This window comes from Microbacterium kunmingense (assembly GCF_023155745.1).
GTDB classification, from domain to species: Bacteria; Actinomycetota; Actinomycetes; order Actinomycetales; family Microbacteriaceae; genus Microbacterium; species Microbacterium kunmingense.
The window spans coordinates 13,057-28,727 of sequence record NZ_JAKNUS010000009.1 but is presented as its reverse complement, the minus strand read 5'-3'; the positions used below and the strand labels follow the sequence as shown (position 1 = coordinate 28,727).

The window sequence follows — 15,671 nt, the reverse complement described above, 5'->3', positions numbered from 1 at the left end:
CCGCCCTGGCCTCCCCCCGCACCCGCACCCCTGCGCGGACGCGCCGCCGCGTCGCATCCGTCCTCGCCGCCCTGGCGGGTCTGATCGTCTTCGCGTGCTCGGTGTTCCCGGTGTACTGGATGGTCAACACCTCGCTGCAGCCGAACGGCCAGGTGCGCGGCAGCACCCTGCGCCTCTGGCCCGAGAACGCCACCCTGGAGAACTATCTCGGCGTGATCTTCGACCACGACCGCGCACCGTTCCTCCCGGCCCTCGGCAACTCCCTCGCGGTGACCCTCCTCACCGTCGCCGTCTCGCTCGTCTTCGCCTTCCTCGCGGCGCTCGCGGTGACCCGCTTCCGGTTCCGCAGCCGCGCGGCGTTCATCGTGACGATCCTCATCATCCAGATGATCCCCGCCGAGGCGCTCATCATCTCGGTGTTCCGCCTCATCGACGGCTGGCAGCTCCTCAACACCATCATCGGCCTGACCGCCGTCTACCTCGCGACCGTCCTGCCCTTCACCATCTGGACCCTCCGCGGCTTCGTCAACGGCGTGCCGATCGAACTGGAGGAGGCGGCGATGATCGACGGGCTCAGCCGATCACAGGCGTTCTGGCGGGTGACCTTCCCGCTGCTCGCCCCCGGCCTCGTCGCCACCGGGGTCTTCGGGTTCATCCAGGCCTGGAACGAGTTCGTCTTCGCGCTCGTGCTGAACCCGCGCCCCGAGGCCATGACCCTGCCGGTGTGGCTGCGCACGTTCCTCGACCCCAACGGCGGGATCAACTGGGCGGAGCTCATGGCAGGATCGACGCTCGTGTCGATCCCGGTCGTGGTGTTCTTCCTCATCGTCCAGAGCCGGATGACCTCGGGCCTGGTGTCGGGGGCGGTGAAGGGCTGATGCGGGTCGGACTCGACGTCGGCGGCACCAAGACCGAGGCGGTGGCCCTCGATGACGCGGGGGTGGTCGTCGCCCGGGTACGTCGTGCGACGACCTTCGGTCCCGACGGCGTGATCGCCACCATCCTCGCCTCGGTCGAAGAGGTGGGTGCGCAGGCCGGCGGGATCGTCACCTCGGTGGGGATCGGGATGCCGGGGCAGATCGTCCCCGGGTCGGGAACCATCTCCCACGCGGTCAACCTGGGGGTGCGCTCGCTCGATGTCGCCGCGGTCGTGGGTGGTGCGCTGGGCGTTCCGGTCGACGTGGAGAACGACGTCAAGGCCGCGGCGCTCGGCGCGGCGGTGCTGCGCACCGCAGCGGACCCCGGGGCCTCCGGGGCTGCGGAGTCGGGTCTCGCGTACCTGAACCTCGGCACCGGGGTGGCCGCGGGGCTCGTCATCGGCGGGGCCCTCTGGCGGGGGGTGCGCGGAGCGGCCGGTGAGATCGGGCACCTCAGCGTCGACCCCGAGGGTCCGCGGTGCCGATGCGGACAGCGCGGCTGCATCGAGGCGCTCGCCGGTGGCCGTGCCATCGCGGAGCGCTGGGGGCGGCCCGGTGCGCTCCCCGTCGCCGACGTCTTCGACGTCGCCGAGGGTGCGGGACCGGGCGGTTCAGAACGCGAGCGGGCGCGCGCGCTCCGCGACGACCTGGTGCGCGGGGTGGCAGCGGCGGTGCGCGTGCTCGTCCTCACCGCCGACGTGGATGTCGTCGTGCTCGGCGGCGGGCTGACCGCGCTCGGCGACCGGCTCGTCGCGCCGGTCCGTGCGGCGCTGCGGCGAAGCGGCGAGACCTCGCCGTTCCTCAGGTCGCTTCACCTCGACGAGCGGATCGCCGTCCTCCCGCCCGGGTCGCCGGCTGCGGCCATGGGGGCCGCCCTGCTCGCCGCCGAGCGCGGTGAGGAGGTGCTGACCGTTGGCTGAGGTCGTGATCGTCGGCAGCCCCGAGGATGCCGGCACCCTCGTCGCAGCGGAGATCGTGCGCCTGGTCGGCCGTGATCCCCAGGCCGTGCTGGGGCTTGCCACCGGGTCGACGCCGCTCCCGGTCTACCGGGCGCTCCGGAAGCAGGCGGCGGGGGTCGACCTCTCCGGCGTCCGCGGGTTCGCCCTCGACGAGTACGTCGGGATCGCGCCCGAGCACCCCGAGAGCTACGCCTCGGTCATCCGCCGCGAGGTCGTCGAGCCGCTCGGGCTCGATCCGGAGCTCGTCCATGTGCCCGATGGCGACCCGGAGCGGATCGCCGTGTCGGGCGGGGAGTACGAGCGGGCGATCGAGGCCGCCGGGGGCGTCGACCTCCAGATCCTCGGGATCGGCACCGACGGCCATCTCGGCTTCAACGAGCCGGGGTCGTCGTTCGCGTCCCGGACGCGCGTGAAGACGCTCACGGCGCAGACCCGCCGCGACAACGCCCGGTTCTTCCCGAGCCTCGACGACGTGCCCCGGCACTGCATCACGCAGGGGCTCGGAACGATCCTGCGCGCCCGCCACCTCGTGCTCCTCGCGTTCGGCGCGGGGAAGGCCGCCGCCGTCGCGGGGGCCGTGGAGGGGCCGCTCACCGCGTCGCTTCCGGCATCGGCCATCCAGCTGCATCCGCACGCCACCGTCGTGGTCGACGAGGAGGCGGCGTCGCAGCTGCGGATGGCCGAGTACTACCGCTACGCCTGGGAGAACAAGCCCGCCGGTCAGGGTCTGTAGTCCGCGCCCCACACCAGCGGCAGCAGCACGACGCACAGGGGCGCGAGCGGCGTGTCCGCGGCATCCGCGGGCGTGATCCACCGGGCCTCGGCGATCTCGGCCCGGGGGGCCGCGTCGCGAGGCTCGATCTCGAGGCGGAAGGCGTCGGCGACGACGTCATGGCCCGGTTCGTTGGCGGCGGCGGTGCGGAAGACCCCGAGCGGATACAGCGACGCGGCCGCGACCGACAGACCCAGCTCCTCCTGCAGCTCGCGGACGAGGGTCTCGGCGGGGTTCTCGCCGGGCTCGGGCTTTCCGCCCGGGTTCATGAACAGTCGCGTGCCGGTCTTCCTCACCAGGAGCGCCCGCCGCGCGGCATCCGTCACCACCCCGGCGCTCACCCGGATCTCCCGGGGGCTCACGCGAACACTTTGCCGGGGTTGAGGATCCCCTTCGGGTCGAACACGCGGGCGATCTCGCGCTGCAGCCGCCACTGATCGTCGCCCAGCTCGTCGGCCAGCCACCGGCGCTTGAGCACGCCCACGCCGTGTTCGCCGGTGAGGGTGCCGCCCAGCCGCAGCGCGGCGCGGAACAGCTCGTCGGCGGCCGCCCACACCTCGGGGGGAACCTCGCCCGACCCCTCGTAGACGAAGTTGGGGTGCAGGTTCCCGTCACCCGCGTGGGCGACGGTGGGAATCGTCATGGCGTAGTCGCGCTCGATCCGGGCGATCTCGTCGAACATCGCCGGCAGCGCGCTGCGCGGCACCGAGACATCCTCGATCAGGGTGGTTCCGAGGCTCTCCATCGCCGGATGCATCGACCGGCGGATCGCCAGCAGCCGCTCGCCCTCGACGGGGTCGTGGGACAGTGCCACCGTTCCACCGGCCGCGGTCAGAATCGCGGCGATCTGGTCGGCTTCGGCGCGGGCAGCCGCTCCATCGGTCTGAATGGTCAGCTGCGCGGCACCGGGGGTGGGGTCGGGGAGGTGCAGCAGCGCGTGGACGGCGGCGAGGGAGGCGGCGTCCATCAGCTCCATGATCGCCGGCTGCAGGCCCGCGGCGGTCACCGCCGCGGAACCGCCGGCGGCCGCGCGCACCGTGGGGAAGGTCGCGGCGATCGTGCAGACCTCGCCGGCGGTGAGACGGCGGAGCTTCAGGGTGGCGCCGACGATGACGCCCAGGGTGCCCTCCGAGCCGATGAAGAGCGACGTGAGATCGAGGCCCGTCACGCCCTTGACGGTGCGGTGGCCGAGGGAGAGCAGGCGCCCGTCGGCGAGGACGACGTCGAGGCCGAGCACCGCGTCGCGGACGACGCCGTACTTCGCGCACAGGAGACCGCCGGCGCCGGTGGCGATGTTGCCGCCCACCGTGGAGATCGCCCGGCTCGCCGGGTCGGGGGCCCACCACAGCCCGTGCGGTGCCAGGGCGGCGTTGAGGTCGGCGTTGAGGATGCCGGGTTCGACGACCGCGATCAGGTCGTCGGGGCGCACCTCGACGATGCGGTCCATCTCGCGGACCGAGAGGGCGATCTCGCCCGCGCCCGCGTTGGCGCCGCCGGCGAGGCCGGTGCGCGCCCCCTGCGTGACGACGGGTGTCGAGGTCTCGTTCGCGATGCGAAGCGTGGCCTGCACATCGGCGACACTGCGGGCGTGGACGACAGCGAGGGGCAGGCCGGCCGCGGCATGGCCGGACTTGTCGGCGCGCGCGGCCTCGCGAACGGGGTCGGAGACGTCGACGCGATCGCCGAGAGCGACGCGGAGCGCGTCGAGCACCGCGCCGGCGTCGGGCGTCACGACGACAGCTGCCGCCGGCCGGCGAACACCCCGGCAGTGACGGCGATGACGCCGAAGACGATGCCGACCCAGACCGCGCCGAGGTCCCACCAGGCGAGGACGGCCGCGGCGTAGACGAGCAGTTCGACGAACGCCCGGACGAACGGGTGCACCGCGAACACCGCCCGGGGGGAGACGAACAGCGCCCAGATGAGGATCGCGACCACCGGGGCGCCGATGCCGGCGACGATGTTCCAGGGGAGGGGCCAGGCGACGAAGCCCCAGAAGGCGAGGGAGACGAAGGCGAACAGCTCGCAGACGAAGGCGAGGATGTCGATCCCCGAGAGCGGGGCGCGGGTGCCGGCGGGGCGCCCCTCCGCCGGAGCCTGCGGCTGCTGCGGCGTCACGTTCGGCGTCAGTGCGGGGCTCGATTCGGCGGTGCGCCCAGCATCCGTCCGCGGTGGCTGGGTGGGCTCTTCCGGCATCGCTCCAGTCTAGGCGCGGGCGCGTGTCCTCGACCCGGGATGCCGCGGGTCCGGCGGTGCGGCGGCGCTCACCCCTCCGCCCACGGGATCCGGCCGTCGGGGTGGAACGCGATCCCCTGCCGCCGCCAGAGCGGAGCGAGCCCACCCACACGCCGGCGGAACGACTCCCATGAGCGCTCGGGATCGGACCCGAGCGGCGCCGACCAGGCCGCCTCGGCCGCCGCGGCCAATCGCGGGAACATCATGGCGTCGAGACCGACGAGATCATCGATGGTCTCGGTCCACACGGCCGCTTCGACACCGACGATGTCGTCGTCGGTGATCCCGTCGACAAGCGACGCCGGTTCCCACTCGTACGCGCGCCGCACGCTCGTCGGGCCGTTCGCCCAGGTAAGGCCGCGCGCGGTGTCGTCGTCGTACTTCATGTCGAGGTAGACCGCGTCGGCGGGGGAGAGGATGACGCCGCCCGCGCGATGCACGAAGGCCCGCGCGGCCTCGGCCGCCTCGGAATCGGGGGTGGTGAGCGCCCAGTACTGCCCGATGGTCTCGGGGGCGACATCCGCCCGCCCGGCGTCGTGCCACGTGATCGGGACCTTGCCGAGGTCGGCGACCAGCTGCGTCACGCGGGAGAGGAAGGCGTCGTACTCCTCGGGGGCGGTGCCGAAAGCCTCGTCGCCGCCCAGGTGCAGATAGGGGCCGGGCGTCAGACGGGCCAGCTCTCCGAGGACGTCCGCGACGAAGTCGAACGTCGCCTCGTCATCGAGGCGGAGCGAGGAGAATCCCACGCCGAGCCCGGTGTAGGGCGTGCCGGCGGCAGGGAGGGCCTCACCGCGCGCGGCGGCTTCGGCGGCGAGTTCGGGGGTCACGACGGGGTCGGCGGCCAGACGCGGGTAGGCCAGGCCGACGGCGTGGGTATGCCCGGGCAGATCGATCTCGGGCACGACGGTGATGTGGCGGTCGGCGGCGTACACGACGATCCGCTCGTAGTCCTCCCGGGTGTAGAACCCGCCCGGATCGCCGCCGACCGCCGAGGCGGAGGCGGCGTCGGTGAGGGCCGGGTGCGCCCGCAGCTCCAGCCGCCAGCCCTGGTCGTCGGTGAGGTGAAGGTGCAGGTGGGTGAGCTTCAGGCTCGCGGCGCGGTCGATGACCGCGCAGACATCGTCCACCGGGAAGAAGTGGCGGGCGACGTCGAGCATGAGTCCGCGGTAGGCGAAGCGGGGCGCGTCGTCGATGAGGAGCGCGGGCACCACCCACCCGTCGGTGACGGGCTCGAGCAGCTGCGTGAGGGTGTGCAGGCCCGCGGCGAGGCCGGGGGCATCGGCAGCCGAGATCTCCAGGCCGGCGACGGCGGAGCGGAGGCGGTAGGCGCCGCTCGGTCCGATGTCGGAGGTGTGCGTCAGGGTGATCGCGGGGGAGGAGGGAAGGGGGTCCGTGGGGAGACCGAGGGTCTGCGCCGTCGCGGCGGAGAGGATGCGGCGGGCCGCCGCCGCGGCATCCGATTCCGCGATCAGCGGGGTGCGCGCGGTGAGGAGGAAAGGTGCGCCGTCGGACGGGCTGACTGATCGCGGCAGGGGCACGAGGGGGAGGGTCGCCGTCATGTAAGGATCCTTTACAAAAGGGTGGCTCGATCAGCCTACCGCCCGCGATCCACTATGCTCGGGGTGTCGCAACTGGCGTTGAGGTGGGCACCCACCGGGGAGCGACCGGGAGTCATCCGTCCGACCGCAGAAGCATTCGACCGCACGCCTGGGCCGATGTCCGATCCGCCGCTGTGGAAGGAGACCGCTGTGTCCGATCCGATCTTCAACGCCCCCCTCGCCGAGGTCGATCCTGAGATCGCCGACGTGCTGGAGCGCGAGCTGGAGCGCCAGCGCGGCTACCTCGAGATGATCGCGTCCGAGAACTTCGTTCCGGTCTCGGTGCTGCAGTCGCAGGGCTCGGTTCTCACCAACAAGTACGCCGAGGGATACCCCGGCCGTCGGTACTACGGCGGGTGCGAGGTCGTCGACGTCGCCGAGGAGCTCGCGATCGAGCGCGCCAAGGCGCTGTTCGGTGCCGGGTTCGCCAACGTCCAGCCGCACTCCGGTGCGACCGCGAACGCCGCCGTGCTGCACGCAATCGCGCGGCCCGGAGACACACTGCTCGGCCTCGCCCTCGACCAGGGCGGGCACCTGACACACGGCATGAAGATCAACTTCTCGGGCCGACTGTTCGACATCGTCGCCTACGGCGTCGACCCCGAGACCTCGCTCATCGACATGGACGAGGTGCGACGCCTCGCGGTGGAGCACAAGCCGAAGGTCATCATCGCCGGCTGGTCGGCCTACCCCCGTCAGCTCGATTTCGCCCGGTTCCGCGAGATCGCCGACGAGGTCGGTGCGTTCCTGTGGGTCGACATGGCCCACTTCGCGGGACTCGTGGCCGCCGGCGTGCACCCCTCGCCCTTCCCGCACGCGCACGTGGTGTCATCCACGGTCCACAAGACCATCGGCGGACCGCGCTCGGGCATCATCCTCACCAACGACGCCGACCTCGCCAAGAAGATCAACACCGCTGTCTTCCCGGGGCAGCAGGGCGGACCGCTGATGCACGTCATCGCCGCCAAGGCGACGGCGTTCAAGCTCGCCGCGACCCCGGAGTTCCGCGAGCGCCAGGAGCGGACCCTGCGCGGCGCGAAGATCCTCGCCGACCGGCTCATGCAGCCCGACGTCGCCGCCGCCGGCGTCTCGGTGCGTTCGGGCGGCACCGACGTGCACCTCGTGCTCGTCGACCTGCGCGAGGCCGAGATCGACGGCAAGCAGGCCGAGGACCTCCTTCACGAGATCCGCATCACCGTCAACCGCAACGCCGTCCCGAACGACCCCCGCCCGCCGATGGTGACCTCGGGCCTTCGGATCGGCACCCCCGCGCTCGCGACCCGCGGGTTCGGCGACGCCGAGTTCACCGAGGTGGCCGACATCATCGCCCTCGCGCTCCAGCCGGACGCGGATGTCGAGGCGCTCCGCGCGCGCGTCGCGGCCCTGGCCGACGCGTTCCCGCTGTACCCCGGACTGACCCAGTAACCCGCCGGCGCGGGGGCTGGCTCGCCGCGTCTGGCGCGCGCGCTCGTCCCGGCGTTCGGCAAGGCGCGCGCCTCCGCGCCTCGGGCACGTACCTGCTCGTCCACGCCTCCGGCCCCGGCCCTGGCGTCCACGCCTCGGCCCGGGCCCGCGTCCACGCGTCGGGCGAGGACCCGCCCCCCACCTGGCCCGAATCCCACTCACCGGGCACCCACCCCCCGCCACCCCACCCCTTCCCGCGAGAATGCATCTGGACGCCGAGGACGCGGGAACGCCCCGCACCCTCGGCGCGCAGATGCACTCTCGCCGCAGGGACGCAGAAGGAGAGACGACATGACGGCTCAGAAGCTCGACGGCAAGGCCGCCGCCGCGGCGATCCGCGCGGAGCTGACCGAACGGGTCGCGGCGCTGAAGGAGCGCGGCGTCACCCCGGGCATCGCGACGGTGCTCGTGGGCGCCGACCCCGCGTCGCAGCTGTACGTCGGGATGAAGCACAAGCAGTCGGTGGGGATCGGGATGAACTCGATCCAGCGCGAGCTGCCCGCGGATGCCACGCAGGAGGACGTCGAGGCTCTCATCGACGCATTGAACGCCGACCCGGAATGCCACGGCTACATCGTTCAGCTGCCGCTGCCGAAGCACCTCGACACCGATGCGATCCTCGAGCGGATCGACCCGGCCAAGGACGCCGACGGGCTCCACCCGACCAACCTCGGCCGACTGGTGCTGAACGTCAACGCGCCGATCACCACCCCGCTGCCGTGCACTCCGCGCGGGGTCATCGAGCTACTGCTGCGCAACGACTACGACCTGAGGGGCAAGCACGTCGTCGTGGTCGGCCGCGGCGTCACCATCGGCCGGTCGATCGGGCTGCTGCTGACCCGTCGCGAGATCAACGCGACGGTGACCCTCACCCACACCGGCACCCCCGACATCCCGGCGTTCCTCCGACAGGCCGATGTCATCGTCGCCGCGGCGGGGGTCAAGCACCTCGTCCGCGCCGAGGACGTCAAGCCCGGTGCCGCGGTGCTCGACGTCGGCGTGACCCGCGAGGACGATCCCGAGACGGGCGCGCAGCGCGTCTTCGGCGACGTGCACCCGGATGTCGCCGAGGTCGCCGGCTGGCTCTCGCCGAACCCCGGCGGCGTCGGACCGATGACCGTGGCGCTCCTCATGACCAACGTCGTCGAGGCGGCGGAGCGTTCGCTCGAGGCCTGAGCCGCGGCATCCGTCCCGCCCCACCCCCGTTCCCACAACACGTCGGTCGCAGAATCGCACCGGCGTCGCAGCCGATCGCCGGAATTCTGCGACATCGGCGTCATTCTGCGACGCACGTGCAGTGCAGCGCGGCGCGCCGCGGCGCGCGCGTGCCGGCCGCCCCGCGGCGCGCGCGTGCCGGCCGCCCCGCGGCGCGCACGTGCAGTCCGGCCGCCCCCCGGCGCGCAGGTGCAGTCCGGCGCGCCGCGGCGCGCGGTCCCCGCACCCGCCCCCAGCCGGACGAGCCGGATTAGCGTAGACGCATGGACGACAGCGCGCGCCAGGCGATCGACCGGGCGCTTCTGCCCCTCGTCGTCTCGACGGGGGCGTGGGGCGTCGTCGACGCGCACTGGCTTCCGGGTCCGGATGCCACGCCGGTGGTGTGGCTGCGGACGCGCACCGAGATCGAGCGGGTCGCCCTCGAAGCGCAGCCATGGGTCGAGGCGCAGGTGCGGGTGATCCTCACGAGGCTGAGCGTGGACTACCCGATCGTCGCGCGCACCCGCTTCGAGATCACCTCTCTCGAACGGCAGGGCTCCCTGTTCGGCGACGGGCTCCCGGCGTGACTCCCGATCCGCGGCGGTGCCCGACGTGCGGCGATGCGCTGCGCTACGAGATCCTCGACGACGAACGCTTCCTCGTGGCGTGGTCGTGTCTGCTCTGCGGGATCATCCGCACGACCGAGCCGGTGTGAGCCGCCGACCGCCCCTCAGGTGGTGAAGCGCGAAAGGAATCGTCGCGTCCGCTCCTCACGTGGCGCCACGAGCACCTCGCTCGGCGGCCCCTGCTCGACCACGCGTCCCTCGTCGAGGAATAGCACCCGGTGGGCGACATCGCGCGCGAAAGCCATCTCGTGGGTGGCCATGAGGATGGTCGCGCCCTCCTCGGCCAGCGACTTCACCAATTCGAGCACCTCGCCGACGAGCTCGGGATCGAGGGCCGAGGTGATCTCGTCGAGGAAGAGCACCTCGGGGTCGGTCACCACGGCCCGTACAATCGCGGCCCGCTGCTGCTGCCCACCGGAGAGGCGGTCGGGATGCTCGCGCGCCTTGTCGGCGAGCCCGATGCGCTCCAGCAGGGCCATCGCCTTCGCGTCGGCGTCGCGCCGCGGCATCCGGTGCACTTTCCGCGCCGCGAGCGTGACGTTGTCGAGCACCGACAGGTGGGGGAAGAGGTTGTAGTGCTGGAAGACGGCGCCGAAGCGCGCGCGCACGCGGTTGCCGTCGACGCGGGGATCGGAGATGTCGTCACCCCCGAGCAGGATGAGGCCATCGTCGATCGTCTCGAGGAGGTTCAGACATCGCAGCAGCGTCGATTTGCCCGAGCCGCTCGCCCCGATCACCGCCACCACCTCGTGAGCGGACAGATCGAGCGAGACGCCGCGGAGCACCGAGCGGTCGCCGAACGACTTCCAGATTCCGTCGGCGTGCAAAAGCGCGGTCACAGGATCGACCCCATCTGCTCGCGGCGCTGCAGGCGCGCGGTCCACCAGTCGGCCAGGCGGATCGTCGGGATCGCGAGCAGCACGAACAGCACCGCCGCGACGATGTAGGGCGTGAAGTTGTACGACAGCGAGGTCTCGATCTGTGCGGCACGGACGGCGTCGACCGCGCCGATGACCGAGACCAGCCCGACGTCCTTCTGCATCGCGACGAAGTCGTTCATCAGCGGTGGGGTCATCTTCCGCAGCGCCTGGGGCATCACGACCAGGCGCAGGGTCTGGGCGTAGCCGAGACCCATCGCCCGGGCGGCCAGCCGCTGCGAGGGGTGCACGGCCTCGATTCCCGCCCGGATGACCTCGCTGACGTATGCCGAGTAGGTGATGGTGATGGCCGCCGTACCGAGGATGACCGGCGGGATGCGCTCGTTCACGAGCCCCGGGATGCCGAAGCCCACGAGGTAGAGGACGATGATCAGCGGGATGCCGCGGAAGACGTCGGTGTACCCCGCTGCCAGCGCCCGGAGGGGGAAGAACACCGCGCCGCGGAGGGTACGGAGGAGGGCGATGACGGTCGCCCCGATCGCGACGGTGATGACCGACAGGCCCAGTACCTGCAGGTTCAGCAGGAAGCCTTCCCAGACGCGGGGGAGCGACTCCCATGCTGTCTCCGGGTTGAAGAACGACCGCTGCACCGACTCCCACCCGGGCGTGTTCACGACGGTCAGCCACACCACCGCCGCGAAGACGAGGGTGGACACGACGGCGATCAGCACCGACCGGGTCGATTGGCGCGCGCGGTAGGCGCGTCGCTCCTGCTCGAGCGCGCTCGGCTGGTGGATGTCGGCGCTCACTCTTCGACGCTAGCCGACCGTGCGGGGGCCGGACCTCACTCGAGGAGGGTGACGCCGGCGCCTTCGCCCAGCCACTCCTGGGTGATGGCCTCGAGCGTGCCGTTCTCACGGAGCGCATCGACTGCAGCGGTGACCCGCTCGGTCAGCGGCGAGTCCTTGGCCAGCACCAGACCCCACTCGTCGGGGATGCCGGCGGTCGGCAGCTCGCCGACGATGAACGAGTTGTCGATGTAGACCCCGGTGGCGTAGTAGGCCGTGGGCAGGTCGAGGACGAGGCCGTCGATCTGGCCGGCCTCGAGGGCGGCCTTGGCGTCCTCGTTGGTGTTGTAGAGCTGAGCGGGCGTATCGGGCTGCACGACCTCTTCGATCGTCTGCGCGCTCGTCGACCCGACCATGGCGCCGAGGAGGAGGCCCTGCGTGTCGGCGAGCGATGAGACGCCCTCGGCGGCCTCGTTGCCCTCGATCGCGACGATCGCCTGGCTCGCGGCGTAGTACGGCGAGGAGAAGTCGACGTTCTCGGCCCGCTCCGGGGTGATGGAGTACTGCTGGATGTTGACGTCGAAGTCCTTCGGGCCCGGGGCGATGGCCGCCTCGAAGGTCGTGCGCACCCACTCGACATCCTCGGGAGCGAAGCCCAGCTCCTCGGCCACGGCGTACGCGATCGCCGACTCGAACCCCTCACCCGATGCCGGGTCGTCGTCGATCACGTAGGGGTAGTACGCCGGCTCTCCGGTGGCGATCGTGAGCTTGCCGGGGGTGATGTACCCCTCGTCGGCGGGAGCCGAGGATGCGTCGGAGCCGGCGTCGGCGTCGGAATCGCCCGAGCCTGTGGCGCAGCCGGTGAGGGCGAGCGCGGCCAGGGCGATGCCGGCCAGGGTCAGGTGCAGGCGGGAACGGGTGCGGGACATGGCTGCCTCCAGGTACGGGATAGCGCGGCTTCGCGTGCTGTCGCGCAGCGGCGCCCTCCTATCATCCTGCGAGAGAGCGGATGCTGCGCCCCCGCGCGTCGCTTTGTTACACGCTCTTCACGCGCGGCCTCGCCGGCTCCGGTCCGCGAGAGCGCGGATCTCCGCGCGGGCGCCCGACGAAGGCTCGCGGTCAGAGCTCGTCGAGCATGCGGCGCTGCTCTTCGGTCAGGCCGTCGCGGATCTCCTTCCGACCCTGCGCGGTAGCGGGGGAGTCGGCGACCGCGGGGCGCGGGCCCGTGGCATCCGGTCCTTTCGCCCTCGTGCGGGTGGCGCGATCGTAGAGGGCACCGGCCCGCGCCTCGACGCGGTCGTCGATGACGTCGTAGATCGCCCAGCCGATCATGAGCAGCACGGGCGGGAGGATCCATCCCCAGAACCACCCGCCGATCGACACGCCGGTGAACAGGACCGTCGCGATCCAGACGATGAAGGCGACCGCGAAGGCGACGAAGAACTCCGCCACCTTCTCGCCCGCCCGGGTGCGCCGGTTCGCCGACCGTGCCGCCATCCCGCCGAACCACCGTGACAGCAGCGGCTTGATCCAGATGACGATCGCGGTGAGCACGATGCCGGCCCACAGCGCCGCCCACCCGACGCGTGCGGGGGTGAGGAACCCGATCACCAGCAGCACGGCGATGTTGAACACCAGCAGCGAGACGAACCGCACGACCCACGTCTTCATGGTTCCAGCGTGCCACGGCGGGTGCCGCGGGGCCATGGGGCTTCGGACGCCACTCAGCGCAGCGGCACGAGCTCGGTCACATCATCGTCGGGCAGCGCATCGGCGACGGCGGTGACCACCATGGTGTCGAGCGTGATGGCGCCCGAGATCGTGGTGAGGAAGGCCGTGTCGGCGGCGTCGCGGCCGGTGGCGATCCGTACGAGCGTGCGACGCGGGGCGAGGGTCGTGGCATCGACGACGTACCACGCGCCGTCGATGTGCGCTTCGGCGACGGCGTGGAAATCCATGGGGTCAAGCCCCGGCGCGTAGACCGACACGAGGCGGGCCGGCACATTCCGGGCGCGCAGCAGCGCGACGGTGAGGTGCGCGAAGTCGCGGCAGACGCCCTGGCGGGCAAGGAGCGTGCGCATCGCGCCGTCGGTCGGCAGGCTCGACCCGCTGACGTAGGCCAGGCGCGTGCCGACCCACGACGACACCGACGCGAGCAGCTCGGCGGGGTCGGTGATCCCGGCGAATTCGGCGGCCGCGGTGGGGACGAGCGCGTCCGACTCGGCGTAGCGGCTCGGGCGGCGGTAGCGGACGAGCTCCGCGGCGCTCGCCGTCGCGGGCTCGGCCTGACCGACGACCGTCGCGGAGTAATCCAGCGCGAGCGCGCCGGGCCGCGTGACGACCCGGTGCAGCCGGGTGCCGTGCTCGTCCGCCAGTTCGTCGGCGTCGACCGGTTCGCTGTCGAGGGTGACGCTCAGCTGCTCGCGCTCGCGCGGCACTCCGGCCGCCACCGCGACCGAGAAGACCAGCTCCGACGGCTCGGTGACCTCGAGCTCCAGCTTCGCGCCCACATTCCGCTCCATGTGCACCACTCTGGCGGTCGTGAGCGCGACCCACAACCGCGGGGGCGGTGTGGTACGGATGGGGGGTGATCACCCTCACCCTCGACGACGGCGTCGCGGAGATCGTCCTCGACGCTCCCGACCGGCGGAACGCACTCGCACTCGACGATCTGAACGACCTGGATGCCGCGTACCGACGCGCCGCGGAGGCGGGCGCCCGCGCGCTGGTGCTGCGCGGCGAGGGCCGCGTGTTCTGCGCCGGCCGCGACATCTCGGGTGTCGACCCCGAGACCGACGACATCGCCGGTTACCTGGGGGCCGTCGAGGGTCTGATGCGCCGCATGGCCGATCATCCCGCGCCCACGTTCGCCGCGGTGCAGGGCGCTGCCCTCGGTGTCGGACTCGGCCTCGCCATCGCCACCGACGTCGTCTACGTCGGCGAGACCGCGAAGATCGGCTCGCCCTTCGCGCAGCTGGGTGCGCTTCTCGATTCGGGGGGCCACGCGCTGCTCGTCGAACGGCTCGGCGCGCACCGCGCCCTCGATCTCATCTACACCGGCGACCTGATGAGCGGCGCCGAGGCCGTTGCGGCGGGACTCTTCAGCCGTGCGATACCCGACGCCGAGCTGCTGGCGTTCACGCGCGAGCAGGCGCGCCTCGCGGCATCCGGCCCGACGCAGGCGTTCCTCGCGTCCAAGCGACTCGTCGCCTCGCTCCGCGACGAGCGCCTCTGGTCGGTGGTCGCGGACGAGACGGCCGGCCAGGAGGCCCTGCGCGCCACCGCCGACTACCGCGAGGGCTTCGCCGCGTTCCAGCAGAAACGGCGCCCGGTCTTCCGCGGCACCTGATCCGCCCGCACCCCGCGCCCCCGCAGCCTCAGCCGCCGAGGGCGTCGCGAATCGCCTCCGCAGAACGCGCGAGACGCCCGGCGATGACCGAAGGATCCGCCCCGCTCGCGACGTACACCACGGCGATCGCGGACGGCGGCCGCCCGGGCAGCGCGAGCGGCACCGCCACCGCGTGCACGCTCGGCAGCACTTCGTCGTGGCTCTGGGCGTAGCCGCGCGCAGCGGCCGCGCGCACCTCCTCGGCGACCGACGCGCTCATTGCCGCCGGCCACGCGCGCTCGGGCACCTGGGCGAGGATCGCCTTCCCGGGCGCGCCCACGACGACCGGATGCCGCGTGCCCGGCCGCTGCGCGACGGCGGCGACGGCGTGACGGGGTTCGACGCTCACCAGCGTCACGCACTCGTCGTGGTCGAGGACGGCCAGGAAGCAGGTCATCCCGAGGTCTCCGGCGACCGCGGTGAGCTCGGGTAGTGCCTCGGCCTGCAGGTCGTGGGCGACACCGGCCGCGAGCGCCGCCATCCGCGGCCCGAGCGTCAGCCGCCCGCTGCGGTCCCTCACGACGAGGCCGTGCTGCTCGAGCGTGCGCACCAGCCGATAGGCGACCGAGCGATGAAGCCCCAGTCGCTCGGCGACCTCGTCGATCGTGAGCGACGCGCGGGCATCGGCCAGGGTCTCCAGGATCCGGATGCCACGACTCAGCGTCTGCGACGCGGGGGCGCCCTGCGCGGCATTCGTCATCTCTGTCCTCTTCCCGCCCGCGGCTCTCTTGCCGCCCTCATGACTGTCGTATACGATCTATTCAATAGTAGAACGACGTGTTCGAATATAGAACATCACTCGAGCTCCCATCAGCGCACCGCCGCGCCGCTTCCGACATCGGCGTCAAGGAG

The 15,671-nt window shown here is 72.1% G+C and carries 18 protein-coding genes and 1 riboswitch; of the genes, 8 read left to right on the top strand and 10 right to left on the bottom strand.

From position 1 onward, the window contains the following. The first annotated feature begins 5 nt into the window (after positions 1-5). From MA875_RS13105 to MA875_RS13095, 3 genes are read left to right on the top strand one after another with little or no spacing between them, the layout of a single operon-like run. Positions 6-878 (top strand): carbohydrate ABC transporter permease, encoded by an 873-nt coding sequence (locus tag MA875_RS13105; protein WP_248242810.1) that lies wholly within the window; start codon positions 6-8, stop codon positions 876-878. Beyond that, positions 878-1,837: an ROK family protein gene (locus MA875_RS13100; RefSeq protein WP_248242700.1), complete on the top strand. Its 960-nt coding sequence runs from the start codon at positions 878-880 to the stop codon at positions 1,835-1,837. The genes MA875_RS13105 and MA875_RS13100 overlap by 1 nt, the downstream gene beginning before the upstream one ends. Then, positions 1,830-2,609: a glucosamine-6-phosphate deaminase gene (locus MA875_RS13095; protein WP_248242699.1), complete on the top strand. Its 780-nt coding sequence runs from the start codon at positions 1,830-1,832 to the stop codon at positions 2,607-2,609. Before MA875_RS13100 ends, MA875_RS13095 begins: the two co-directional genes overlap by 8 nt. Here the strand turns inward: MA875_RS13095 and MA875_RS13090 are convergent. From MA875_RS13090 to MA875_RS13075, 4 genes are all read right to left on the bottom strand, one after another. Next, positions 2,597-3,010, bottom strand: coding sequence for an NUDIX hydrolase (locus MA875_RS13090; RefSeq protein ID WP_248242698.1), 414 nt, complete (start codon positions 3,008-3,010; stop codon positions 2,597-2,599). The genes MA875_RS13095 and MA875_RS13090 overlap by 13 nt on opposite strands. Further along, positions 3,007-4,380 (bottom strand): FAD-binding oxidoreductase, encoded by a 1,374-nt coding sequence (locus MA875_RS13085; RefSeq protein ID WP_248242697.1) that lies wholly within the window; start codon positions 4,378-4,380, stop codon positions 3,007-3,009. The genes MA875_RS13090 and MA875_RS13085 overlap by 4 nt, the downstream gene beginning before the upstream one ends. Next, positions 4,377-4,844 (bottom strand): YrdB family protein, encoded by a 468-nt coding sequence (locus tag MA875_RS13080; RefSeq protein ID WP_248242696.1) that lies wholly within the window; start codon positions 4,842-4,844, stop codon positions 4,377-4,379. Before MA875_RS13080 ends, MA875_RS13085 begins: the two co-directional genes overlap by 4 nt. Before the next feature lie 68 nt (positions 4,845-4,912). Next, complete coding sequence (locus tag MA875_RS13075) at positions 4,913-6,442, bottom strand: family 20 glycosylhydrolase (protein WP_248242695.1); 1,530 nt, start codon at positions 6,440-6,442, stop codon at positions 4,913-4,915. 58 nt (positions 6,443-6,500) lie between these two features. Further along, positions 6,501-6,603, top strand: a riboswitch (ZMP/ZTP riboswitch). Positions 6,604-6,631: 28 nt separating this feature from the next. On the opposite strand from MA875_RS13075, the gene glyA reads away from it, so the two are divergent. The 4 genes from glyA (at position 6,632) to MA875_RS17595 (ending at position 9,854) form a co-directional block, all read left to right on the top strand. Continuing rightward, the gene (gene glyA, locus MA875_RS13070; protein ID WP_308221530.1) at positions 6,632-7,906 is read left to right on the top strand and encodes a serine hydroxymethyltransferase; all 1,275 of its coding nucleotides are present in this window, start codon (positions 6,632-6,634) and stop codon (positions 7,904-7,906) included. A 330-nt stretch (positions 7,907-8,236) separates the two neighbouring features. After that, complete coding sequence (locus MA875_RS13065; RefSeq protein ID WP_248242693.1) at positions 8,237-9,121, top strand: bifunctional methylenetetrahydrofolate dehydrogenase/methenyltetrahydrofolate cyclohydrolase; 885 nt, start codon at positions 8,237-8,239, stop codon at positions 9,119-9,121. A 302-nt stretch (positions 9,122-9,423) separates the two neighbouring features. Continuing rightward, positions 9,424-9,726 carry a hypothetical protein gene (locus MA875_RS13060; RefSeq protein WP_248242692.1) on the top strand — a complete coding sequence of 101 codons (303 nt, stop codon included), beginning with the start codon at positions 9,424-9,426 and terminating at the stop codon, positions 9,724-9,726. Continuing rightward, complete coding sequence (locus tag MA875_RS17595; RefSeq protein ID WP_282449047.1) at positions 9,723-9,854, top strand: hypothetical protein; 132 nt, start codon at positions 9,723-9,725, stop codon at positions 9,852-9,854. The genes MA875_RS13060 and MA875_RS17595 overlap by 4 nt, the downstream gene beginning before the upstream one ends. 15 nt (positions 9,855-9,869) lie before the next feature. On the opposite strand, the gene MA875_RS13055 is transcribed toward MA875_RS17595, so the two are convergent. The 5 genes from MA875_RS13055 to MA875_RS13035 form a co-directional block, all read right to left on the bottom strand. Beyond that, the gene (locus MA875_RS13055) at positions 9,870-10,604 is read right to left on the bottom strand and encodes an amino acid ABC transporter ATP-binding protein (protein ID WP_248242691.1); all 735 of its coding nucleotides are present in this window, start codon (positions 10,602-10,604) and stop codon (positions 9,870-9,872) included. Continuing rightward, positions 10,601-11,452 (bottom strand): amino acid ABC transporter permease, encoded by an 852-nt coding sequence (locus MA875_RS13050; RefSeq protein ID WP_248242690.1) that lies wholly within the window; start codon positions 11,450-11,452, stop codon positions 10,601-10,603. The genes MA875_RS13055 and MA875_RS13050 overlap by 4 nt, the downstream gene beginning before the upstream one ends. Before the next feature lie 35 nt (positions 11,453-11,487). Beyond that, positions 11,488-12,360: an ABC transporter substrate-binding protein gene (locus MA875_RS13045; protein WP_248242689.1), complete on the bottom strand. Its 873-nt coding sequence runs from the start codon at positions 12,358-12,360 to the stop codon at positions 11,488-11,490. A gap of 190 nt (positions 12,361-12,550) precedes the next feature. Next, complete coding sequence (locus MA875_RS13040; protein WP_248242688.1) at positions 12,551-13,102, bottom strand: hypothetical protein; 552 nt, start codon at positions 13,100-13,102, stop codon at positions 12,551-12,553. A 53-nt stretch (positions 13,103-13,155) separates the two neighbouring features. Then, positions 13,156-13,953, bottom strand: a complete 798-nt coding sequence (locus MA875_RS13035) for a transglutaminase-like domain-containing protein (RefSeq protein ID WP_248242687.1) — start codon at positions 13,951-13,953, stop codon at positions 13,156-13,158. Between the two features lie 65 nt (positions 13,954-14,018). On the opposite strand from MA875_RS13035, the gene MA875_RS13030 reads away from it, so the two are divergent. Further along, positions 14,019-14,780 (top strand): enoyl-CoA hydratase/isomerase family protein, encoded by a 762-nt coding sequence (locus tag MA875_RS13030; protein WP_248242686.1) that lies wholly within the window; start codon positions 14,019-14,021, stop codon positions 14,778-14,780. Positions 14,781-14,808: 28 nt separating this feature from the next. On the opposite strand, the gene MA875_RS13025 is transcribed toward MA875_RS13030, so the two are convergent. After that, positions 14,809-15,519: an IclR family transcriptional regulator gene (locus MA875_RS13025; RefSeq protein ID WP_248242685.1), complete on the bottom strand. Its 711-nt coding sequence runs from the start codon at positions 15,517-15,519 to the stop codon at positions 14,809-14,811. Between the last annotated feature and the right edge of the window lie 152 nt (positions 15,520-15,671).